Annotated in this window: 19 protein-coding genes; 18 read left to right on the top strand and 1 reads right to left on the bottom strand. The window is 35.2% G+C overall.

Annotated elements, in window-relative coordinates:
- The first annotated feature begins 83 nt into the window (after positions 1–83).
- The gene (locus HHL20_RS10285) at positions 84–2,705 is read left to right on the top strand and encodes a PKD domain-containing protein (RefSeq protein WP_169231037.1); all 2,622 of its coding nucleotides are present in this window, start codon (positions 84–86) and stop codon (positions 2,703–2,705) included.
- A gap of 147 nt (positions 2,706–2,852) precedes the next feature.
- Positions 2,853–3,791: a hypothetical protein gene (locus tag HHL20_RS10280; RefSeq protein WP_169231036.1), complete on the top strand. Its 939-nt coding sequence runs from the start codon at positions 2,853–2,855 to the stop codon at positions 3,789–3,791.
- A 69-nt stretch (positions 3,792–3,860) separates the two neighbouring features.
- Here HHL20_RS10280 and HHL20_RS10275 read toward each other — a convergent pair whose 3' ends face one another.
- Positions 3,861–4,526 carry a S24 family peptidase gene (locus tag HHL20_RS10275; RefSeq protein WP_228463157.1) on the bottom strand — a complete coding sequence of 222 codons (666 nt, stop codon included), beginning with the start codon at positions 4,524–4,526 and terminating at the stop codon, positions 3,861–3,863.
- 802 nt (positions 4,527–5,328) lie between these two features.
- On the opposite strand from HHL20_RS10275, the gene HHL20_RS10270 reads away from it, so the two are divergent.
- The 16 genes from HHL20_RS10270 to HHL20_RS10195 all read left to right on the top strand — a co-directional run bounded on the left by HHL20_RS10270 (position 5,329) and on the right by HHL20_RS10195 (position 21,104).
- Complete coding sequence (locus HHL20_RS10270; RefSeq protein ID WP_169231035.1) at positions 5,329–5,487, top strand: hypothetical protein; 159 nt, start codon at positions 5,329–5,331, stop codon at positions 5,485–5,487.
- A gap of 291 nt (positions 5,488–5,778) precedes the next feature.
- Positions 5,779–5,943 carry a hypothetical protein gene (locus tag HHL20_RS10265; RefSeq protein ID WP_169231034.1) on the top strand — a complete coding sequence of 55 codons (165 nt, stop codon included), beginning with the start codon at positions 5,779–5,781 and terminating at the stop codon, positions 5,941–5,943.
- A 59-nt stretch (positions 5,944–6,002) separates the two neighbouring features.
- Positions 6,003–6,404 carry a hypothetical protein gene (locus HHL20_RS10260; RefSeq protein WP_169231033.1) on the top strand — a complete coding sequence of 134 codons (402 nt, stop codon included), beginning with the start codon at positions 6,003–6,005 and terminating at the stop codon, positions 6,402–6,404.
- A gap of 339 nt (positions 6,405–6,743) precedes the next feature.
- Positions 6,744–10,733, top strand: a complete 3,990-nt coding sequence (locus tag HHL20_RS10255) for a coiled-coil domain-containing protein (protein WP_169231032.1) — start codon at positions 6,744–6,746, stop codon at positions 10,731–10,733.
- Positions 10,726–11,163: a hypothetical protein gene (locus tag HHL20_RS10250; protein WP_169231031.1), complete on the top strand. Its 438-nt coding sequence runs from the start codon at positions 10,726–10,728 to the stop codon at positions 11,161–11,163. The genes HHL20_RS10255 and HHL20_RS10250 overlap by 8 nt, the downstream gene beginning before the upstream one ends.
- 179 nt (positions 11,164–11,342) lie before the next feature.
- The gene (locus HHL20_RS10245) at positions 11,343–11,756 is read left to right on the top strand and encodes a hypothetical protein (RefSeq protein WP_169231030.1); all 414 of its coding nucleotides are present in this window, start codon (positions 11,343–11,345) and stop codon (positions 11,754–11,756) included.
- Between the two features lie 52 nt (positions 11,757–11,808).
- A complete protein-coding gene (locus tag HHL20_RS10240) occupies positions 11,809–12,402 on the top strand; it encodes a hypothetical protein (RefSeq protein WP_169231029.1) in 594 nt (197 codons plus the stop codon).
- Positions 12,403–12,693: 291 nt separating this feature from the next.
- Positions 12,694–13,323 (top strand): hypothetical protein, encoded by a 630-nt coding sequence (locus tag HHL20_RS10235; RefSeq protein WP_169231028.1) that lies wholly within the window; start codon positions 12,694–12,696, stop codon positions 13,321–13,323.
- Positions 13,324–13,397: 74 nt separating this feature from the next.
- Positions 13,398–13,628, top strand: a complete 231-nt coding sequence (locus HHL20_RS10230) for a hypothetical protein (protein ID WP_169231027.1) — start codon at positions 13,398–13,400, stop codon at positions 13,626–13,628.
- A gap of 71 nt (positions 13,629–13,699) precedes the next feature.
- Complete coding sequence (locus HHL20_RS10225; RefSeq protein ID WP_169231026.1) at positions 13,700–13,984, top strand: hypothetical protein; 285 nt, start codon at positions 13,700–13,702, stop codon at positions 13,982–13,984.
- Between the two features lie 94 nt (positions 13,985–14,078).
- Positions 14,079–14,402, top strand: a complete 324-nt coding sequence (locus HHL20_RS10220; protein ID WP_169231025.1) for a hypothetical protein — start codon at positions 14,079–14,081, stop codon at positions 14,400–14,402.
- A 222-nt stretch (positions 14,403–14,624) separates the two neighbouring features.
- Complete coding sequence (locus HHL20_RS10215) at positions 14,625–14,903, top strand: DUF6966 domain-containing protein (protein ID WP_169231024.1); 279 nt, start codon at positions 14,625–14,627, stop codon at positions 14,901–14,903.
- 44 nt (positions 14,904–14,947) lie between these two features.
- Positions 14,948–15,565 (top strand): hypothetical protein, encoded by a 618-nt coding sequence (locus HHL20_RS10210; RefSeq protein ID WP_169231023.1) that lies wholly within the window; start codon positions 14,948–14,950, stop codon positions 15,563–15,565.
- 515 nt (positions 15,566–16,080) lie between these two features.
- Entirely contained in the window at positions 16,081–20,079 is a 3,999-nt protein-coding gene (locus tag HHL20_RS10205; protein WP_169231022.1) for a phage tail protein, read from the top strand.
- On the top strand, positions 20,076–20,816 hold the full coding sequence (locus HHL20_RS10200) for a hypothetical protein (protein ID WP_169231021.1): 741 nt from the start codon (positions 20,076–20,078) through the stop codon (positions 20,814–20,816). The genes HHL20_RS10205 and HHL20_RS10200 overlap by 4 nt, the downstream gene beginning before the upstream one ends.
- A 114-nt stretch (positions 20,817–20,930) precedes the next feature.
- Entirely contained in the window at positions 20,931–21,104 is a 174-nt protein-coding gene (locus tag HHL20_RS10195) for a hypothetical protein (protein WP_169231020.1), read from the top strand.
- Positions 21,105–21,108: the final 4 nt, after the last annotated feature.

Here is a 21,108-nt window from a genome sequence, read left to right as displayed (position 1 = left end):
ATCATTATATACTTCTCAGGCAGAGACCTTCTGCCTGGGAAGCTTATAAGACTTCTTCAAAAATCATTAAAAAATTAATAATAATGAATAATCAATTAAATAATATATCAATCCAGTACCGTAAATTCAGTAAAGGGCAGTACGTAAAGCATACGCAGTTTAACGAGTTTTTAGATTTTTTTGAAGATCAGGATCGTTTATCCAGAGTAATGCTTCAGGGAGTAGGTATTGTATGCGGCTTTAAACCCGAACTTATTTATACCGATAAACTCCTGAGCAGTATACGGCTCTCTCAGGGTGTGGCGGTAACCACCGACGGTGATCTGCTTACCCTGAACAATACGAACAAGGTAAGTGAAGATTTGTATGTAAGTGACCTCAAAACCATTGATATACAAAATAAAGAATATACACATTTCAAAGTGTATGACGACTTCAGGGTGAAATACGAGCCCTTTCGCGAAGATAACGGTCTCGGTAAACAGGTTGAACTTTGGGAACTTGCCACTGCTAAGGAAGCGGATCTGGATTTTCAGCCCATAAATACTCTTGGCAATATACAGGATAAATATCTCCTGCTATATCTTGAAAGCTACGAAAAAGAAGTTAACCCCTGCAGAGGAGTCGACTGTGACAACCATGGGGTTCAGCAGATCCGCAATCTCAAAGTATTAGTAACTACGGCAGATGGAATCATGAATATTCTTGGAGAAGATGTTCTTGTAAAAGATCCGGTTAGCGGTGAACTCAAACCAGCTCCGATGGATCGTATTCAACCTCATCCTCTGTTTATAGAAGATATCCTGAAATATGGAAAGCAGGAGCGTGTTATTGTAGAAAAGCTTATTGCAGAACAGGGTACTGATGCATCTTTTTCGTCTGACGATATAAAAGATCTGTATTCCGATGTTTTGGAAAACAATGAATATGGTAAAGTTATTTTTGAGAAAATCAATGCTATTGCCCAGTTAATAGGACTTCCGACTGCGTATTATCAGGGCTTCAGAAATACACTGGAAAGCTTTCTTGCTCAGAAAGCAGGTTTTCAGTATGCCTATGATGTCGTAAAAGATTTAGCAGATACCTATTGTGAAGTGATAAAATTACTGCCAAAAGCATTTACGGTAAACCTTCCGGATCTTGATTCTTTCCCAAAACATATCATGCTGGGGAAATTGATTTCTGACAGACAGCTGGATTTTTCAAGACATCAGTTTTATAATTCATCAGTTTTAGATGAAGAAAAAACAACGCAGAGAGTAAGATTGCTGATCAGCTGTTTTCTTCAGCAGGTACAGAATTTCAGAAACTTTACGGTTGCTGATAACGGCAGTACGCAAATAAAAATTACCCCGTCCCAGGCATTAAATCCTCTCAGTAACAAAGCGGTTCCTTTTTATTACAACATAAGTGACGAATTTCTGAAGACGTGGAATTTTGACAAAACAGGCAACCGGTCATACAGAGATAATTTAGCATACAACAATTGGCTGTCGCCGGATGAACAGATTCTGCAGCCTTTACAATTTAATATAGACAGAAACTCATTCTATAATATTGAAGGCCATCAGGGAATGGATTATCAGAAGGTTTTTAAGCTTCTCAATCAGATTAAGGATGAAAAACAGCTGGGATTTGATGTGATGATTCTGTCTCTGGAAGAACTGGTGGATAATAAAGATATGTTTAAAGCATACTTTAATGAATATGTAGAAAAGCATCCGGGATTGGAGCATAGACGAGGTGTGCAGCGAGGAGGTACTTTTATCATTGTTTATGAGTCTTCGGAAAATCCTGTGGTTTTTGCAGATTTTTCACTGCCTTACATCTGTTGCACCCCGAAAGTTGATATTAAATTAAGCCTTCCCAATACTGTTATTTGTGCCAAAGCGGGCTCTATACCATTTACTGTATACCCGATGAACGGAGAAGTAAAGGCAGTCGTTGCCGCAGGATTAAAGGGAGGTGTGGAAATAGTTGACGGACAGTACGTTTTTAATCCGGTAAAGGTAAGTCCTGAATTATATGGGCAGACAATTGCTTTTACCGTTAATGGAAAACCTACAAGCTGTACCATTAAAGTAATAAAAGAATCTGATGTACATATAGAGGTGGCTTCAGTAGTTTATCCGGTCGGAGCTTCAAACGCAACAAAAGTGAACTTTAAGGTTTCCGGACAAAACTTTACAACTTATGATTATACTTGGGATTTCTGGCAGAACGGTAGTTTTGTTAATCTGAAACCGGATGGTGAAGGAAATATCAGCTATACGTACTACGATCTGAATCCTTCTGCAATTCCTGTGATAACTGCGAATGTGAATGGTAACGGATGTACGCAGACCATAGTAATCAGAGATTGGTATAATGGTCCTGTTACGGTAATTAATGATATCTCATTCCCGAAAGGAAATTGCTGTGAAGGAAGCGTACCTTCTATAACAGCATATGCCGGTGAATTCCAGAGATTCCCGTTCTCTAAAAACTCTTTTGTTCTGAACGGAACAGGTTCAGGAGCAGCAATTCTCTACTATTCATGGGAACAAACGGCCGGGCCGATAGTAAGTCTCACGAATATTAATACACCTTCTTTAACGGTACAAAACGTCGTCATCGGAGAGTATGAATTTAAACTGACAGTTATTGATAGTATTAGCGGGGCGTTTGCCAGTGATCTTGTGCAGATAAGTGTATATGAAGGATAATTACCATTATTAATATAGTATACCATAAGAAGTAAAAAGAACTGCCTCTCAAAGCAAATCTTTAGCATTGTAAAGGGGTGTTATTAATCTTCAGGATTCATTAGCACCTCTTTCATATCAAGAAAAATAACAAAAAAATAAAATATAATGGCAATAGCAACATGTAATATTTCATTTAACATAAATTATACATCTTCCGCTCCGGTAACGGTTGTAACTGCTTACTACAAAATTAAAGGTTCTGCAGATCCGTATACGGTGCAATCTGTATATCCGGTGCCGTCTAGTGGAAGTTTGGTAACGCTTCCTGAAATTCAGACACCGGGAGAATACGAGCTGGTTATAGAATTAACGGCTTCAGGAGTTGTTACCAGGAAAACGAGTTTTTTCAGGATCGGCAACTGCAGCGGTTCGGTATGCAAAGAGCCGACTATTAATAAAGTAGATGTGCTTGACGACGGTCAGATTGTGATGGATTATACAGTAGATACCACCAATCTTGCCACACCGGAATATCAGATCGCTACTGATATAGGCTTTAAAAATATTATTCATTTTAAAGTAGATTTCGACTATTCTCCGCAGGAATATGTTTATATGAATGGCGGAAATATTCCCGACAATACGGTGCTTTATATCAGGGCAAGAAGCCACTGTGAATCTCCTTCCGGAGTTTCAATATGGTCTAATGTAATTAGGTTTCAATCTAAACGTTGGATTGCTAAAAAGGCGCCTTACGCTTTTGATGATGCTTTTTGTGTTTCGGGGAAATTTAAGAGCCCTACCAATAGCAATGAAGTAGGAGCAAGCATCTGCTGGACAGAAAGTCCGTTGCAGAAAGCGATTAATCTCACAACGTCTGTCCCGCAAGTAGGAAGCTATATTTACCTGAGTGACGGTATAACTCCTGCAACTCCTGCAAATCTGGGGAGTTTTGAAACAGGTGCCGCAAGCAGCGGATTTAAAGATATGGGAATTAAATGGATAAGATTCGAAAGTTATAACAGAAGTAAAATTTATGATGTAAACCCATCAACAGGTTTAATAACAGGGGTTTCAACTTCGTTTAATTGTAATGCAGTATAAGCTGAAATTATCTGTCTGACTTAATAACATCTTCAAAGCAGAAGACTTTACTAAGTCAGACGGTTTCAGTTATCTTCTGTTGTTTTTACGTCTTGTACTGATGATATTGAACAGTTTGGCAACATCATCAAGATGGATTTCGAAATCATCGTAATATTCATTAAGAGAATGAAGCGTGATAATGCCTTTCTCAACATCATGGTTGATGATACGCTTTACCAGGATGCCTTTCTCTTTGTGAACGATTACAAAATCCCATTTATCATAATGCAGCTTGCTCATCCAGTAATCCTGCCGGATATTTCTGCATAAGATAATATCACCTTCAAGATAGCTTTCGTAGGACCCGTCGTCCATGCTGTCTCCTCTTACTTCAAAACACATGTATTCGCCACGGTGTTCTACATCATCGGTAAAAGGGATTGTAGGTAAGCTTTCTATATATTCTTCATCTGCAAATCTGCTCAGATAGCCAGCCTGTGCATATTGGTTGGCAAGCGGAACGTTCATTATTTTCAGATCTGAAAAAGCGAGTGGTGACGCGCTGTCTTCACTTTGTTTCTTTTCCTGGTCCAGAAGTAAATTGGTCACAAAATAAGCAGTAGTTTCCGGGATCTTTCGTTCGCCTTTTTCCCAGTATTGTACGGCCCTGGTGCCAACTCCAATAGATTTTGCGATCTCTGCCTGCTTCATATTGAGTTTTTTTCTAATCTCTTTGAATTCTAAATAGTTCATTTTGATGTGTTTATAGTTATTTAGTAAAATAATACAAAAATATTCACAAATAAATTTTGAAAAGCGAACATTGTTCGTATATTTGTCTCGCGGTTAAGATGGAACACTGCAAATATACAAAATAATATTGATGATTGAATTTTTATTTAATGTTTTAAAAACGTGGTATAAATTTGAAATCAATACATTAAATGCAGTTTTCAGGCTTAATAGCCATGATGGTTAGAATTTCTCATCTATTGTTTTATCTGGCGCTGATAAGAACAAATGAAATATTTCTAATCTTAAAAATGTAAAAAGTGCGTTTTTAAATCTATATTTTAAAAGATTTTGTGCATGTTGTGGTAGGTTATGCTGAATGGAATGCGTTTTATCTTTTATTCTCATAGAAATCAGGTAGCTGTCTTAATTGTTTCCGGTTGTTTATGATCAAAATAAGCCGGAAATCCTGACAAACATTACTGTTTAACATATAAAATATCGATTAATTACAGTTATCAGTAAAAATGTTGCGCTCTTTAAACAAATTTACTCTCAGTAAACGGAACTGTTGATTATTGATCTCTTCAGTCATCAATGAACGTTTACGATAAGTAAAATGTAGCAGAAATGTTGAATGGTATTTTTTAGTAAGAATATCAGATTATCAACTTTTCTAAAAATCAAAAACTAAATAATAATTACATCTGATCAAAGGCTTACAGTGGGTCTTTAGGATTTCTTATGGACTTAATCAACCGGAAAATAAGATTGAAGATGTACGTAATTCAAAAAAAAACTTTTAACATAAAAAACTTTAACCATGAAACGTAGCAAAGAATTAGTAGAAAAAAGAAAAGATTTTGTCATCGATTATGTAAAACGTAATCAGGATAAGCAGATGAAGGTGATTGTCACCGAATTAACAGAGATGCTGTTTTTGTCTGAAAGAACAATATACAACATTATTCTGCAGGGTTAGATTATAATCAACCGGCCAACAATAATCTTTTAAAACTGATAACAACCATCAATCAGACCTGAATTATTCTAGCATAGAAAGTACTGCACTGATTCAAATAGTTAACCTTACTATACTTACAGAAGGTTATCCGGAAAGTTTTCCCAAATTTATTTTAAAGGTAAATGCCGAGCTAAACGCTTTGCTTTATTACTGTTGTTTAAGCTGAAGAATGAGCTTAGGGAAGAAATTACTTGGATGAATCAGTTTTAAAAGATTAAAACAATGTTCAATTTAAAAATTTCAGAGACCATGAAAAAGAGAAGAAAAAAAATAAAGAAAAACAGAGAAATAGTAAAAAATCCCAGAAAAGACATTGGTGATCTTATCGATGAACTTGCATATACAGACGAAAACAAAAACATGCAGAAAAGCAAAAGGTTTTTGGATGATATGTACATACTGGACCTTGAATAGTGACACATTGAAAGTAGTGTCAAAATCAAAAATTTGAATCAATATATATAAGAGAAAAGATGAATTTAGATAGTTTAAAAGCCCTGTTAATCGGAACTGCCATTGCATTTTCGGGAGGATTATTAAGGGTCTTGATCTCAATACAGAACAAGGAAAAAAAAAAGCCGTGGGAACACATTATTACATTGATGATCGTTGTTATCGTCGGATTTACAATGAGTTACCTTATGAACAGGGCCGAGCTGCATGACAAATGGTATTCCACAGGAATCTTGTTTGTGTTGGGCTACGGTTATGATAAATATTTAAAGATGATCACTACCAATCTGCCCAACTGGATTGATAAAGCAGTAAATCTGTTTATCGAAACCCGATACGGCGTCAGAACGGATAGAACGGCTGATAAAAAAGAAGAACCGACAATCGGCCTTCCTGAAGATCAGATGAAAAGCAACCCATAAACGGAAGTTATGAAATGGATAGATCATGACAGTAATATTATTTTAAAACGATTACTGCAGCTACAGAATCCATTGTTCAAAAACTAAGGTTTTCTCATCGGAAAATATGATTTTTGAACCGGAATTGAAATCAAAATAAAAGATATAAAAACTTGGGGTGGCCTCATCATGACCTGTTTCTCATTATAGCTAATGCCACTTCTGATTACTTGCATTCTTTAATAAAAATCTCCCGCCCAGGGTATGATTTTTCACATTCAACAGGTATATAAAACGCAATTATTCCAATTGCGTTTTGTATGTCTTTTTACATCCAATTATGAAATTAAAAACTAAATCATGAAAGCACCAAAACCTGTGGAAGCAGTCAAAAAAGCCCATCATAACCAAAATATAAAACAAAAACCCAAAAATCCGATGGCCAGATTCCTTTCGGGAATAAAAGCTGCTGCAATGCAGTCCCAAAAGCCTGAAAGTCAGATTACCAAATCAGGGGCAAAAACGGATAAAAAACCGGTCGGTTCACATGGTACCGTGACAGCTGTTCACGGTTCACAAACCATTTATGATCAGGGTTCTGAAGTGATGTACGGGAGACTTCGGGAAAGCTTACAGCAAACCGGAAATATCAGCCATCCTGAAACGAAGAATATGGAAAAAGAATACATGGCCACCCTGAATGTTAATCAGGTGCAGGATTACCACAATCTGAAATCCGGAAACTATATTCCAAAAACTTTACAGGAGCAGGCTGCCGTTCATCAGGCGGTTAAAATACCTGTAAATACGGTAAAAACAACAGAGCAAAAAGAAATTGTAAAGGAGGCTGATCCAATTCCTGAAGCACCAAAACCTGTTGTAAATCAAAAGCCAAAAGAGAAGAAGGCTGAAATTAAAAAGACTGAGATTAAACCGGTTATCACTGATCTTAATAGCAACAATATACAAAAGACTGCGGATAAAAGTGTGGCTGCACCTTCTCGAAAAGATAATAAGAATGAAAGAAATTCCGACAATAAAAAATTAAATCCAAAAACCAAAGGAGAAAAAGAAACAAAAGTTGTCGTTCCGGCTAATATTAAACCTGTTGTTGCGCCAAGAATGGATAAGGCGGTTGACAGTGAGCAGGCTGAAGTTGCTCCGGATGCACAGACAACAGTTAATATCCTGGGACTTGTTGCTGCCGCACAGGAGTTCAGAGACCAGGGAGTAGAAGCAAAATCGCAGGTGAAATCCCAGAACGATGTAGCGAAAGGACTGAAAAGTAAAATAAAAGAAGTTGAAAAAGCGATCCGGAAATCAGACGATGACCTCCGGAAATCCGAAGACAGCGTACAGGCTAAAGAGAATCTGGTGAGCCAACTGGAAAAAGGATTGGATACTTCAGTAAAAAGACAGCAGAAAGTTGAACAGGAGGTAGGAACCTATCGGGAAGAATACCAGAAAAATAAAACCAAAGCAAGCGATTTAAATAAGGAAGCCAACGATTTATTGGGCGGATCGCAGAAGCATCAGGATCCTGAAAATGCCGATTCCGGAAAGCTGACTCAAAAATTAAAAGAACTAAACACCAATGCAGGAACGATAAATCAGGCGGTATCTCAATCAGGAAATACCGTTCAGAAATTGGCCCAGGATGCACAGCAGGCCAAAGCCAAAAATGCAGCCATGCACAAAGAAGCACTCTCTTCAAGAGCATCTCTGCGAAAATCAAAAGCAAAACTTGCAGCAGATACCAAAAAGAACACCGAGGCAAAAAATGACTTAACAAAGCTGAATCCAAAATTAAAAGAAGCAGAATCACAAAGCAAAAAATTAAATAAAGAAGCTGACGGATTATTGCAGGATTCGTACATCATTGAGAATGAGGTGACAAAAACTCAGAATGCTTACTATAAGAATATGGCGACTGTTGAGGGACGAAATAGCCTGACACAAAAAGAAAAAGAGAAAATTCAGCAGTCTCCAAAAGAGCTTGATCCTTCAGAACGTCTGTTAATGGATTTTGCACAATTAAAAAGTCAGGATGAACAGGTCGCTTTTCTCCGGACATTAAGCCCGGGTGAACAGAATCTGTTAAAAGATAAATTTGAGCAGGTTACTGCCAATTATGATAATGACCAGTCTGAGCAGCAAAGCTCAATCAGCGAAAATGTTGAAAGTATCAGAAATGCCCAGATTGAAAACTTCAACAATAAACGAAAAGATGCCTTACAAAAACCAATGAATCTTGTGACCAAAAACCTGAACAGGATTACCGGTTTGAAAAGACTCTGGATGTCTATTACCCTCGCTTTTTCCGGTATTTGGAACGATATTACATCCATTACCTGGACCGATGTAGGCAAATTAATCAATTCTATTCTTAATCCTGCAGAGTGGTATCATACTGTTTCAGATTCAATACAGGGAATATGGGATGACCTCACAAATTGGAAAGGTTTCTCACAAGATCCGGTAGGAATGATTCTTCAGAAAGCTGCCGGAATTGCCAATAAAGTGCTGGGTATTGCAGGGGTAATCACCGGAATACTGGGTATTTTAACATTGGCAGCTGCCGTAGGATCTATTTTTACATTAGGTGGATTGGCTCCATTAGCGGCCTGGCTCGGAGGAGCAACCATCACTATGGGAACGATCACGTTCTGGATCGGGGCCATCGCATTAGGATTAAATGTACTCAATGGCATTAAAAACATTTATGATATCCATACGGCAAAAACGGCTGAAGTGTTATTTAAAAATTCCGGTGAGCTGAAAAGTGATATTACCAATTCCGGAATGGCTATTCTGGCGATGGTCGGTGGAAAAGCTTCTCAAAAAGGAGGGGCATCCGTAAAAAATCTGGCCAAAACAAATCCGAGAACTTTTGGCAAACGGATGTTCATTAATGCAAGAAACGGACTCAAAGCAAAAATTGTTTCCATCCCTCGAAAGATAACTTCTGTTTTCAAAAAAGAAACCTGGATAAAAGCGGCACAGAATTTCAAAGCGGCTTATAAAAAAGCACAGGACTGGGTGACTGAACCTTTCAGGAAAAAGAATACGGTACCACAAAAACGTAATTTTAACCAGCTTCCTTTTGAAGAGCAGACGGTTCCGGACAGAATGCATGACCAGCCTTTTGCCAGGGATAAAGGTAAAGGAAAATCTAACATTCAAGAGGAAAATGTGAAGTCGGCTCAGGCAAAAGAAAATACATTTGAAGAAAGCGTATTCAGACAGGACAACACTCCTTATTCTCCTAAAGGATCAAAAGAAGGAAGAATTAAATCTCATATTAATGAAGAAGGCAATCTAACGCCTGCTGATAAAAACGGGAGTGCTACTGTTTCGGACCATGTAAGAGGAAGTGAGCCGATGAAAAGCAAAAGTCCTTACACTTCTTTCTCCGAAGAAGGTCCGGGTATTGGCAAAACGTATGGCGACAATGTGATTGAAGTGGACATCAAAAGACTGGAAGCGGACATTGCTGCAGGTAAAATAAGTGAAGTAGAGGTTTTAAGACCTGAAAAAGTACAGGCAGAACTGCAAACCAAAATAGATCAGGCGATGAAAAGATTTGAGGAAAATCCAACGCCTAAAAATCAAAAAAGAGTAGATGATGCCGTAAGAGATCTTAACAATAGTGTTCGGGATAAGGAAATTTTAATTAAAGGCGAAATTCCTTCTGAGTATTTTAAGGTGAAAGCTACGAAAAGTGATATATTTGAAAACATTTCATCTCAAAATGGAGAAAGTATTAGAAAAAAATTATCACAATCTATTCAAGATGCTAATGAAGTACAGACTTTAAATAAAGAGAGAAATATTATTAATACATCTGATCGCAAAAAAGTTGGAGATTATTCATTAGAGCTTGTCAGTTCTTTAAAAAAGAGACAATTATCCATCTTGGAGAAATTGCCGAAGTCTGGAGATTATGCTTTTTTACCGAAAAAAGGTGTTTCGATGAAAGATCTGCTAAAGCTTACAAATGTAACAGGTGATGAGTTTAATATGTTTACTTTAGGATCAAGAAGATTAATTATGAGAGGTAAGAATAACGTAATAAAAGTTCCTAATCAGAAATTCTTAGATGAATTAACTCAAGGAAAATATGGCAAATTCTCCGGTCATACCCACCCACCTGGAAGCAGCATAACTCCGGGTCCTAAAGATAGGCCATTTTTGGACATGATGAATCAGAAAAGAAGTGCAATTTGGGGCAATACTGTGGATGAGCCTTACATTTTTGGTAGTTTACCTACAGACGATATATTAATTAGATCAGAAATTGATAGATTAAAATGGATCAAATACTATGAAAACAACTTGAACTATGAATAATAACGAAATAGATAAATTATTTAACGAAGCCAAAGATTTACATATTGGGAAATTTAAATCCTTTGTTGAAGAAAATAATATAAAAGAAATATATAAATACTGTTTTCCTGTTTTTTCTGTTAATATCAAAAAGAAAGTATTCACTTACATTGTTAATATTAATTTTGATATTGAATTAAATGAAAATCTTTATTGGGAAAATTCGATAAACGGTAAACAACTAATTAAAATTAATGAAGAAAATGGAGCTAAAGAAATAGTAATCAGTTATTCGTATGAGGGAGAACTTATTTACAAATCATATTCTGAATTTTCAAAAAGTGATTATGTAGTTTCTGATTATTCAATAGATATTAATTACTTAAATGATATTTTAAAGAATAAACAACTAGTTGTAAATGAAAATTGGATTTCAGAGTTTAAATTGTAAAGAAAAAACTTAAAAGATTATTATAAGAATATCTCTTAGCTATCAAAGAATAGAAGCATAAACAATATTATTTTTAATTAAAGCATGAAAATGTGCAATTCCTTAAAAATTGTGAAAAGCTGAAAAACTATAATAACCCTTAGAAGTTTGTTAAATAAACATGGAAATCTTTAAAATCAATGAATACAAAGGAAATAGATTTGGATATTTCATATAAAATTATAAATAATAATTTTATATTATATTTTAATATAACGAATTATAGTAGTGAAGAGCAAGAGTTTTACTTCGTAAATGACACCGGTGCATTGGCTAGAAATGGAATAAATATTCTCAATACAAAATATGAAAAATTAATTCCTTATGAGAGGGCTTTTATTTCTCCAGTCCACAGTAATCTTAAAACTAATCCTGATAAACTGCTTCCAAATGAGACAAAAAAATATGAATTATCAGCTTCGATTTTAAAAGAAAATAATAATCTGATTTTATTTTTTAAAGGAATTTCGTTTAAAATTCCTAAAGATGAAAAGTTTTATATCACTTTTGGCATTTTAGGTACAACATCTAATATGTTGGAAATAGTTATTTAATCAAATAATATTTTGAACTAATATATAACCTATTTGCTTAATATTAAATAATATGCACTTAATACCAAAATATAATTTTAATATTAGTTTTTTAGATGAAGTAGATAATGAAGTGTATCCTGAAGATTTAGTAATTGATATTTTCGATGTCATTATAAATTCTAAATTAGGAATTTATATAAAATTTATTCCTGAAATTGATAGAATTGATGAAAAATGGCCATTTGATTTTGAGTATGATGATTCTACGGTTCAAAATTTAAGAAAACTATTTCTCTTAGAATCAAAATATGTTGTCACTCCTTCAAATAAATGGAAAGGAGAAACAAAAATATTAAGCAAAGAATTTGTAGCAAAATGTTTTCAGGTTGAAGATATGGAAAATATACATGATGTTATTATTTTTTTCATTTCAAAAGAAGATTTTGAATTGTATAAAAATGAAAAAGAAAAGATGTCTGTTTATAATTTAGATGTAGACGATAAATTAAGCTACGGGTCTGTAGAAAATTTGGAAAAAGAATATAAGTTGCCCAAATTATTAAAAAATAGGATTATTAATTCTCGATATTTATCTGATCAGGATTTAGCGTCAGTAAGAAGAAAGAGAGATAAAAATGGTAACGTAATTCCAATGGAGGATTAAGTTTTATGATAAAAAATTATAAAAAAGAGTTTAATTATATCTTATATTATTCCGATAGTAAAAATGAACAGGATGATTTGCGTTATTATGCAGAAGATTTTGGACTCGAAAAAATGCAAGGTATTTTCAGATAGAATAAATCATTAGGTGTAAATGACAATTGGATTCGGAATTTACGTCGTAAGACAAAACTTAGAATTATTGTAAGAATATTCTTAATGACTGTTTATCAACTTACAAAAAACCAAACTGGAAATGGTTACTATTTAAAACATAATAAAATCTAATCACATGAAAAACGAAATACACGAGCTCCTGTACCACTACAACGAAGAAGGGGAGGAAGGATACAATCTCAAAGAAGTGCAGCTTCTTGAAAAAAGAGATGCTGAAAGAACTGAAAAGCTAAAATTGCTGCTTCACAATGAAGATCGGTATATTGCTTATCAGGCAATGCTTATTTTACTCGCCTGGGCAGAACCGGAAGGATTTAAACAGCTTGATCGCTTCATTTCCGAAAAATGGGCTGAAAAAGAAACTTTTGAACCCCACAGAATACACGGTGAAGATAATGTGTACGATGTCATTGCAAATGCCCTGTACATTGCCGCACTCAATGGAAAACCGGAGCAGGAACTTTATCCTTATATTAAACATTTCCTGGGAATTTACGGTACTCAATTTTTCGAATCAGGCCTGAAAGAATTTCTTCTGAAGAAAAATTGCAAGTCGCTTTTAAATGAAATACAGCAGGCCATGCAGGAAGCTTTGCAAAATAAAAGATACTATCAGGCAAGCCAGCTCTTTCCCGTAATTGTACATTATGATAAAAATAATTTCAATACATATAAAGAGACTTTTGAATTCCTCATCAACGAAGATGATAGAATTAAATTCAATATAGAAGAAGCAGAAAAATAGTAATAATATATCATCCATATTTGTTATTTTAAGAATTAAAAGCTAACTGAAACTAAAAACCTTAAATTATTACTGTGAGAAAAGAATTAGAAAAAAAAGATTGGCATTATTACATTTTTGAAGAAAACAATAGTATCACATTATCTGTGCCTATCCCAAAACCTGCTCCGGGATTTGATGTTATCCATATCTTGAACGAATTTGAAAAAGAAAAATATCTGCAGATCGGCATTAAGGCTCTTGAAGAAAGAATTAACGATATGAATATGAACTATTATAATTATCAAATGAATTCATGGCGATAATATTGCTGTCATTTTAAATTAAAATAATTATTTAGAAATAGGTTTTAAATATCGTGAAATAACATAGACATATGAAAAAAGAAATTTTAAAATTAAATAGCATTTTTAATATGTCTTTTGATGAAACATTTTTTACTGGTGAAGCTGAGAATATTAATACTTTTATTAATGACAAGTCACAATGGGATATTTTTATTAATGATATTTATTTCGATACAATTGAATTTGAAAATGAAAACTTACCTTTAGATAAATCTGAAATTAAAACTAAAAATAGATCTTTTTCTTATAAGGGTTTTTTTGATAAAAATTTGTTAGATTTTAAAAACCAAAATATAATATTAAGATTAAAGTAAAATTAAATATTAATCCAGATCTCTTTACAATAATTCATGCAAAAAATTGCAAAAGTAAAACCTAAAATGCCATAAAATATTACAAATAATTTGTATGAATAATATCGAAAACCTGATAAAAGAATTTAAATCGTTCCAGGAAAGTGATCCGATTAAAAATTACATGCAACTATTAAATATATCTGATACATTATTGCATGATTTTCCAAATAGCTTAAGACAGGAACCTTTTTACAGTTTCACCTTAGACGTAATCAATCAATTAATAGAATTAAGAATTGAAATTGGCTCAAGAAAAATATATGATGGATCTGATATAGATTTAGAAATCGTCATAAGAGAAATGAATCTATTAAAAAGCGTTGTTCCGGAAGATAAAAAAATGCAAAAGATTATCAATCGTCTTTTTAGGGGATAATCATAACTGTCGATCTAAATGACCATAGAACAGGCGATAAAAAAAATTAAAGAAATATTAAACAATTTTTAGAAATTATGATACTGGCACCCAGTTATTCCCGCTAAAATCAATTGAATTATTTAAAAATGTTGAAAAGAAAAAACCGACAACTCAAAATATATATGTCATGAAAATTACTGGTGTGAGGTTTTAAAAAGTTATCTTTTAAAATAAAGAAATATGACAATTAAAGACTATTGCCTGGAAATAAGCAAATTATTGAAAGAAGCAAACCACGAAAAGAGTAAAGCTTTTATACAGCTTGGAAATCTATATGTTACACACAAAGAGGATGCTGTTTCAAGTATAAAGGAATTATATGGAGGTATGGGTTCATTCAACGATTTGGTACTCTATAAGGACGGAAAAGTTGATACTGAAGCAAATGAAAAACTCACCGCATTAAGAGAAAATCTGTATAAAGCAGTGCTGTCAGAAATTATTGAGTTAAGAAGTTAAAAAACGAAAAAGCTGATATTTAATAAAACCAATAAAATAAAAATATGATTTTCGCTATAGATGACTTTGCATACATTAAAAATGAACTATCTGAATTCAAATTAAAATTACTATTAAACATTGAAGATTTAAATAATCTCATTTTTGATGAAGTCTTTAACAGTCTGAAACCTCATCAGCAAGAACAATATCTTGCTTACAAAACCTCTGAAGAAGCTAAAAAGTACCGGAATGAGAGAAATGAAACGTTGCCTTATGTAGATTTCAATAATTTACCCGAAGTCTTAGACGATGCTTTACTACAGAAAGTTATGCTGTACCAAAAAGAAGGAGAAGTGAGAAGAGCTATATTTGATGCCTTATCAGAAGACCACAACACCCAGCTAAGTCAGCTTAAATGGAAAGTAAGAGACGAGATGGAATCCCAAAGAAGAGCATCCTTAACCGAAGAGGAAAGAAAAAAAGAAGATGAGGATACAATAGGATTTTACGACTCAAAAAAGTTTAACGGTAATTTATTTGAACCTGCTACCGTATATGAGTATATACTAAAATATGGCGTAGACCCAAGAAACGGAAATCCTGAAACGGGAGAAAGTTTCCAAAAAAAATATACGTATAACTCTAGTGGTGAAATTATTCCTAGAGAAAATAAAGAATAATTTATTACAAAATAAAATTAATACTTTATGAAAAAATGACAACAATGCTGTCTTAAAAGTAAACTCAGGGCCGGAATACAAACCGGCCTGAGTTTTTGCATTTACAAGATAATTCCTCTCGGAGAAATCAATGTAAAAACCATTAATAAAAAAACAATGCTGTATTGTTCCCGAACCACACCAATCTATCAGCATCTTCATCCCGCTTCCGGCGTCACGCCTTATCCTTACTTACTGCAACTACAGAATCCATCGCTTAAAAAGTAATACATTCTCATCAAAAAATAAGATTTTTGAACCACAGAATTTAAAACTCAAAAAACACAGGAGGAAAAAAGAAGTGGTGCAGTCATTACCTGTTTCTTATTACAAAAATGCCACTTCTATTACATAAATTCTTAAAAAAATCACCCGCACCGGGTCAGATTTTACATTCAACAGGTGTATAAAACGCAATTGAAGAATTGCGTTTTGTATGACATTATACATCAATTATGAATAAAAAAAACTAAATCATGAAAGTAGCAAAACCTGTAGAAGCAGACAACAAAAACCACCAGAACCAGAATAAAAAGCAGAAAGATCCGGTGGTCGTATCTCAGTCAGAGATAGAAGTCGCTGCTATACAAACCCGAAAGTCTGAAAATCCATTCGGCAACCCAGGGCCCGCCACACCTGATGATAGCAAGGTTAGCCTAAATGGTACACCGGCGGCCGTTCACGGTTCGCAAAATATTTATGATCAGGGCTCGAAAATCTCTTACGGCAGATTTCAGGAAAATTTGCAGAAGACCGGCGATATCAACCATCCCGAAACCAAGGAGATGGAAAAAGACTATATGGCTACCCTGAACATTAACCAGATAGAAGATTATCAAAACCTTAAATCAGGTAATTATACTCCAAAAACATTACAGGAGCAGGCTGAAGTATATCAGGAAACCAAAAAAGTTGATGAAGGAAAAACAGCAAAGCCTGAAACATCTGCCAAACCTGAACAGAAGGCAGAAGGAAAACCTGCAGCCGAAACTAAAGATAAAGGAGAGGAGCAAAGCATTGAAGCGGCACCTTCCCCGAATGCCCATAACAATCCTGAATTTACACAGTTAAGTGGTAAAATAACCGCTACCGCAAAATCCCAGAAAAGCCATGAACCGGCACAAAAAGCAAGCGATGCTGCACAGGCCGCTGCTCCTTCACCTGCCAACGAACGCGAAAGTATGGCGCAGGCAGGTAAAGTAGATCATATGGATGCCCAAAAACCCGGAACATTCAGCAAAGAAGATTTTAAAGCTTTATTAAAGAAGAAAATTGAAGGAATCAGACTTCCAAAAGATGAAGCAGAAGCCGATGATTTCGAGAAAAACAACAATATCCAGCAGGTCAATAAAAATGCGGTTGCCGATGTTAAGAATGAAAAGAATGCAGCAACCAATGATATTGCTTCAGCTACCGCAGCAAAACCTAATATTGGGGCACAACCTGTTCGCTCCGTTGCCAAAATGCCGACACCTAATGCCGGAAAAGCTCCGGGTGTACCCAATGTAACAAAAGCAATGCCTCACAAAAGAGATGCTGCAAACGTGGAAAAACCGCTGCAGGAAGAAACCAATACCATTGACAGCGAGATGAAGACCCACGGAGTAACAGATAAAATGCTCGCCAACTCCAACGAACCTTCATTTACGGAAGCCTTAGACGAAAAAAATAAGGCTAAAACAGAAAGTACTGCTGCAACACAGAAATTCAGGAAAACAGAAAATACCGAACTGTCAAAAACCCGTGACCAGGCACAATCACAGGCTGTTCAACATATTGGCGGAATGCATAATGCCCGTAAAGGCGGATTGAATCATGCACACGGCGATCAAAAAAATACGGCAAACAAAGACAGCCAGAAACGAAAAGAAATAGCCGATCGCATCAACAGCATTTACAACAGCTCCAAAACAGAGGTTGATACCATTTTAAATAATCTCGATAAGAAAGTTGCAGAGATGTTCGACTACGGTAGCAAGATTGCCAAAAAAGCATTTGAAGATCATGTAGACAAGGGAATGAAAGAATACAAAAAGAAGCGTTACGGTGATGCTTATGCCAAATACGGCGCTTTAGCGACTGCCGGATTATGGCTATGGGATAAAGCTACCGGACTTCCCGATGAGGTCAATAAATATTTTGTAAGTGGTAAAGCATTATATGTTGAAACCATGGATCAGCATATCGACAAAATTGCAACCCATGTTACCGATCAGCTTAATGCTGCTAAGGCGAAAATTGCCAAAGGTAAAAAAGACGTACAGACCTACGTCAACAGCTTATCGCCAAGCCTGCGTAAAATAGGTAAAGATGCCATTGCTGAAATTCAGAATAAATTCAATGCGCTGGAAGAAAGCGTGAACAGTAAAAAAGATGCGCTCATCGATGTATTAGCTAAAAAATATGCCGAAAACGTAGCAAGTATCGATGCCAGAATTGAAGAGTTGAAAGCCCAAAACAGCGGCTTCATAAATAAAGCACTCAACGCTTTGAGCGGTGTATTTGCCTTTATCATTGAAATTAAGAATACGCTTACCAATTTATTGTCAGGAATTGCAGATGTTGTGATGGCCATTATAGCAGATCCTATAGGCTTCTTTAAAAATCTTATTGCAGGCGTCGGGCAGGGATTTGCCAATTTCGGGGCCAATATCTGGACCCACCTTAAAACCGGCTTCTTCACCTGGCTTACCGGTGCAACAAAAGGTATCGACCTTACCATGCCGGAAGATATATTTTCCCTCAAAGGAATTTTCTCAATCACCACACAGGTGCTTGGTTTGACCTGGAACGGAATCAGAGCTATCGGTTTGAGAGTTGTTGGTGAGCCGGTAATGAAAGCTCTGGAAACAGGAGTTGAAATGGTTCAGATTGTCCGTAAAGAAGGTGTTGCCGGACTTTGGGAACACCTCAAAGACCAGTTTGCCGACCTGAAAGCCACGATCATGGATACCATTATGGACATGATCCAGACCCAGGTAATCCAGGCGGGAATCAAATGGGTGATGGGCTTGCTGACTCCGGTAGGAGCATTTATAAAAGCTGCCATGGCGATTATTGATGTGGTGAAATTCTTCATCCAGCGTGCCGCACAGATTATGGAGCTGATTAAGGCCTTCATCGACAGCGTTGCAGCCATTGCCAGCGGAAATGTAAGTGCCGTGGCTAAATCCATAGAAAACGCATTAGGTAAAGCGGTTCCTGTTTTAATCGGCTTTTTAGCCTCTTTATTAGGAATTGGCGGATTGGCGGATAAGGTTTTGGGCGTAATTCGCAAAATCAGACAGCGTATTGAGAATGCCATTGTGAAGTTTTGGACTTTTGTGAAAGGGAAGGCTAAAGGATTGCTTGGAAAAATTGGTGTTGGCAAACTTAGGTCGGATAAAAAACAGTATGATACTATTCCCGATGGAAAAGAAAAATTATTTGCCAAACTTAGAAATAATGAAGAAAAAATAAACGTTGATGGGGGACATAAATTGAAATTTGAAAATGAAGGTGAGTTAGCGGTTTACAGTACAAGAATAGGTTTTAACGAATTATTAAGACAAAAGCAAGAAGAAATTCATGCAAATAAGATATCAAGTGATTATTCTAAGAAACAAGCAGCAATTAATAAATTAATTGCTGATAAAAGTAATTTTGGACAAGAACTTTCCAAGTATAAAGGTAAACAGGATAAAAAATATAGTGCTAATGTAAAAGATGAGTATAATGCAATGAAGACCATTTTGAGATCAATGGCAGCATCATTTAAAATTATTGGAGTAGAGCAGGCTAATACTTCATTAGTTACCACTAAAGTTGCTTATACAATGCATGGGAAAAAAGCTAAACGAGTTATTGCAGAGCCTTTAACCAAAATACCAGGAAATACTCATGGCTCTTCACCAGGAAGCAGTGTTCCTGTTGGATGGGAGAAAATAGAACCAGAAGCTCGTTCAAAATATTGGGTAAGAGCCCATTTGTTAAATCATCATTTACATGGACCGGGTGTTGAATGGAATTTATTCCCTGCACATAAAGATATTAACAAAGGTATGGAGTTGGCAGTTGAAAATCCAGCGAAAAAAGCTGTTGCAGGAAAAGACAATAAATCTTACTTTTATGAAACCAGCTTAACGTATGGTTCAGGCGATTTCCCAACACATATAAAAGTCGAATTTGGAGAGTATGATTTATCAAATGGTCAACGAAAAGGAGTATCTAATACTTATGTCCAGGCACTTGAAATACCGCAGACTTATACAGTAAACATCAATACAGAAAGCGCGGAACGTTTACAAGAAGTTGCTAAAGCAAATGGTGTTTCGGGAATGAGTAGTTTCTTTAAGGAGTTGGTAAATGAGCGCAATAAAAATGGAATGTTTGATAGAATTAGTGATGTTAAACAAAGAATGTCAGGGATTGCAAAAGATTCACATATTGAGAATTTAAGATTATTAACAATAGAAAATAAATTGAGGTTTATATGATAGATATTAACAAAGAACTCATAGATAAGCTATACTATAAGGAAATTGAAGGAAGTGACTCGTTATTATGTCCTGGTGCAGTAAGTAAACCTAGCCATATTATTTCTAAGGAAGGATTAGAATTAATGCTAAAAGAAAAGAGTTTGACTTTTCCTAAAAGCTTAATGGATTTTTATAGTCAAGCTGCAATGTTATCACTAACATGGATAATTGTTGATGAGCGATTTAGAAATGGTAAAGAAAGAGAAGCGCTATTTAAAGAAGATCCGTGGATAAAAAAAGAATATTTAGACAACGGTTACAGTTGGGAAGCAGTAAAAATATTGTTGAGTGGTAATTTAAATATTTCTGAGATACAAAACATCATTGATATTGAGGATGTAAAATCTACTGGTATGTACGATGCAGCAATAAGTTTAGGTTTAAATGGGGGAGATTTACGTCCCATAGATTTTAATGAATATGCTGTAGCCTGTATGAAAGTTGAAAACGGGAAGTTAATAGACAATGTGTATCTATATACAGGTTTCGGAGGCTTTCCGGAAGCATTGCACGATATGAAAGTTAATTTTGAACAATATTTAGAATTAGCCTATAAAGCAAAATGTTTTAATTACTGGAATTTAACTTACTGTTTAAAAGAAAAATCACCAAGTTACGAACTTATGAAGCGCTTTTTTCCGATAATTTTCCCGCAAATAGATCCCGATTTAAAAGAATTTGGAATAGAATATTAATGTTTTAATAAAATAAATGTAGAAGCGAAATTTCTAAATAGAAGTTTCGCTTCTACATTTGAAATCATTGCCAGCGGAAATGTAAGTGCCGTTGCCAAGTCCATAGAAAATGCATTGAGTAAAGCGGTTCCGGTTTTAATCGGCTTTTTAGCCTCTTTATTAGGAATTGGCGGATTGGCGGATAAGGTTTTGGGTGTTATCCGAAAAATCAGACAGCGTATTGAGAATGCGATTGTGAAGTTCTGGACTTTTGTGAAAGGGAAGGCTGGCAATTTATTAGGAAAGTAAGGAA

The organism is Chryseobacterium cheonjiense, from assembly GCF_012927265.1.
GTDB classification, from domain to species: Bacteria; Bacteroidota; Bacteroidia; order Flavobacteriales; family Weeksellaceae; genus Chryseobacterium; species Chryseobacterium cheonjiense.
This window is presented reverse-complemented; position numbering and strand designations above follow the sequence as displayed.

Coding starts and splice junctions, on each gene's coding strand:
- HHL20_RS10285 (WP_169231037.1), top strand. CDS start 84: ATGAATAATCAATTAAATAATATATCAATCCAGTACCGTAAATTCAGT.
- HHL20_RS10280 (WP_169231036.1), top strand. CDS start 2,853: ATGGCAATAGCAACATGTAATATTTCATTTAACATAAATTATACATCT.
- HHL20_RS10275 (WP_228463157.1), bottom strand. CDS start 4,526: ATGAACTATTTAGAATTCAAAGAGATTAGAAAAAAACTCAATATGAAG.
- HHL20_RS10270 (WP_169231035.1), top strand. CDS start 5,329: ATGAAACGTAGCAAAGAATTAGTAGAAAAAAGAAAAGATTTTGTCATC.
- HHL20_RS10265 (WP_169231034.1), top strand. CDS start 5,779: ATGAAAAAGAGAAGAAAAAAAATAAAGAAAAACAGAGAAATAGTAAAA.
- HHL20_RS10260 (WP_169231033.1), top strand. CDS start 6,003: ATGAATTTAGATAGTTTAAAAGCCCTGTTAATCGGAACTGCCATTGCA.
- HHL20_RS10255 (WP_169231032.1), top strand. CDS start 6,744: ATGAAAGCACCAAAACCTGTGGAAGCAGTCAAAAAAGCCCATCATAAC.
- HHL20_RS10250 (WP_169231031.1), top strand. CDS start 10,726: ATGAATAATAACGAAATAGATAAATTATTTAACGAAGCCAAAGATTTA.
- HHL20_RS10245 (WP_169231030.1), top strand. CDS start 11,343: ATGAATACAAAGGAAATAGATTTGGATATTTCATATAAAATTATAAAT.
- HHL20_RS10240 (WP_169231029.1), top strand. CDS start 11,809: ATGCACTTAATACCAAAATATAATTTTAATATTAGTTTTTTAGATGAA.
- HHL20_RS10235 (WP_169231028.1), top strand. CDS start 12,694: ATGAAAAACGAAATACACGAGCTCCTGTACCACTACAACGAAGAAGGG.
- HHL20_RS10225 (WP_169231026.1), top strand. CDS start 13,700: ATGAAAAAAGAAATTTTAAAATTAAATAGCATTTTTAATATGTCTTTT.
- HHL20_RS10220 (WP_169231025.1), top strand. CDS start 14,079: ATGAATAATATCGAAAACCTGATAAAAGAATTTAAATCGTTCCAGGAA.
- HHL20_RS10215 (WP_169231024.1), top strand. CDS start 14,625: ATGACAATTAAAGACTATTGCCTGGAAATAAGCAAATTATTGAAAGAA.
- HHL20_RS10210 (WP_169231023.1), top strand. CDS start 14,948: ATGATTTTCGCTATAGATGACTTTGCATACATTAAAAATGAACTATCT.
- HHL20_RS10205 (WP_169231022.1), top strand. CDS start 16,081: ATGAAAGTAGCAAAACCTGTAGAAGCAGACAACAAAAACCACCAGAAC.
- HHL20_RS10200 (WP_169231021.1), top strand. CDS start 20,076: ATGATAGATATTAACAAAGAACTCATAGATAAGCTATACTATAAGGAA.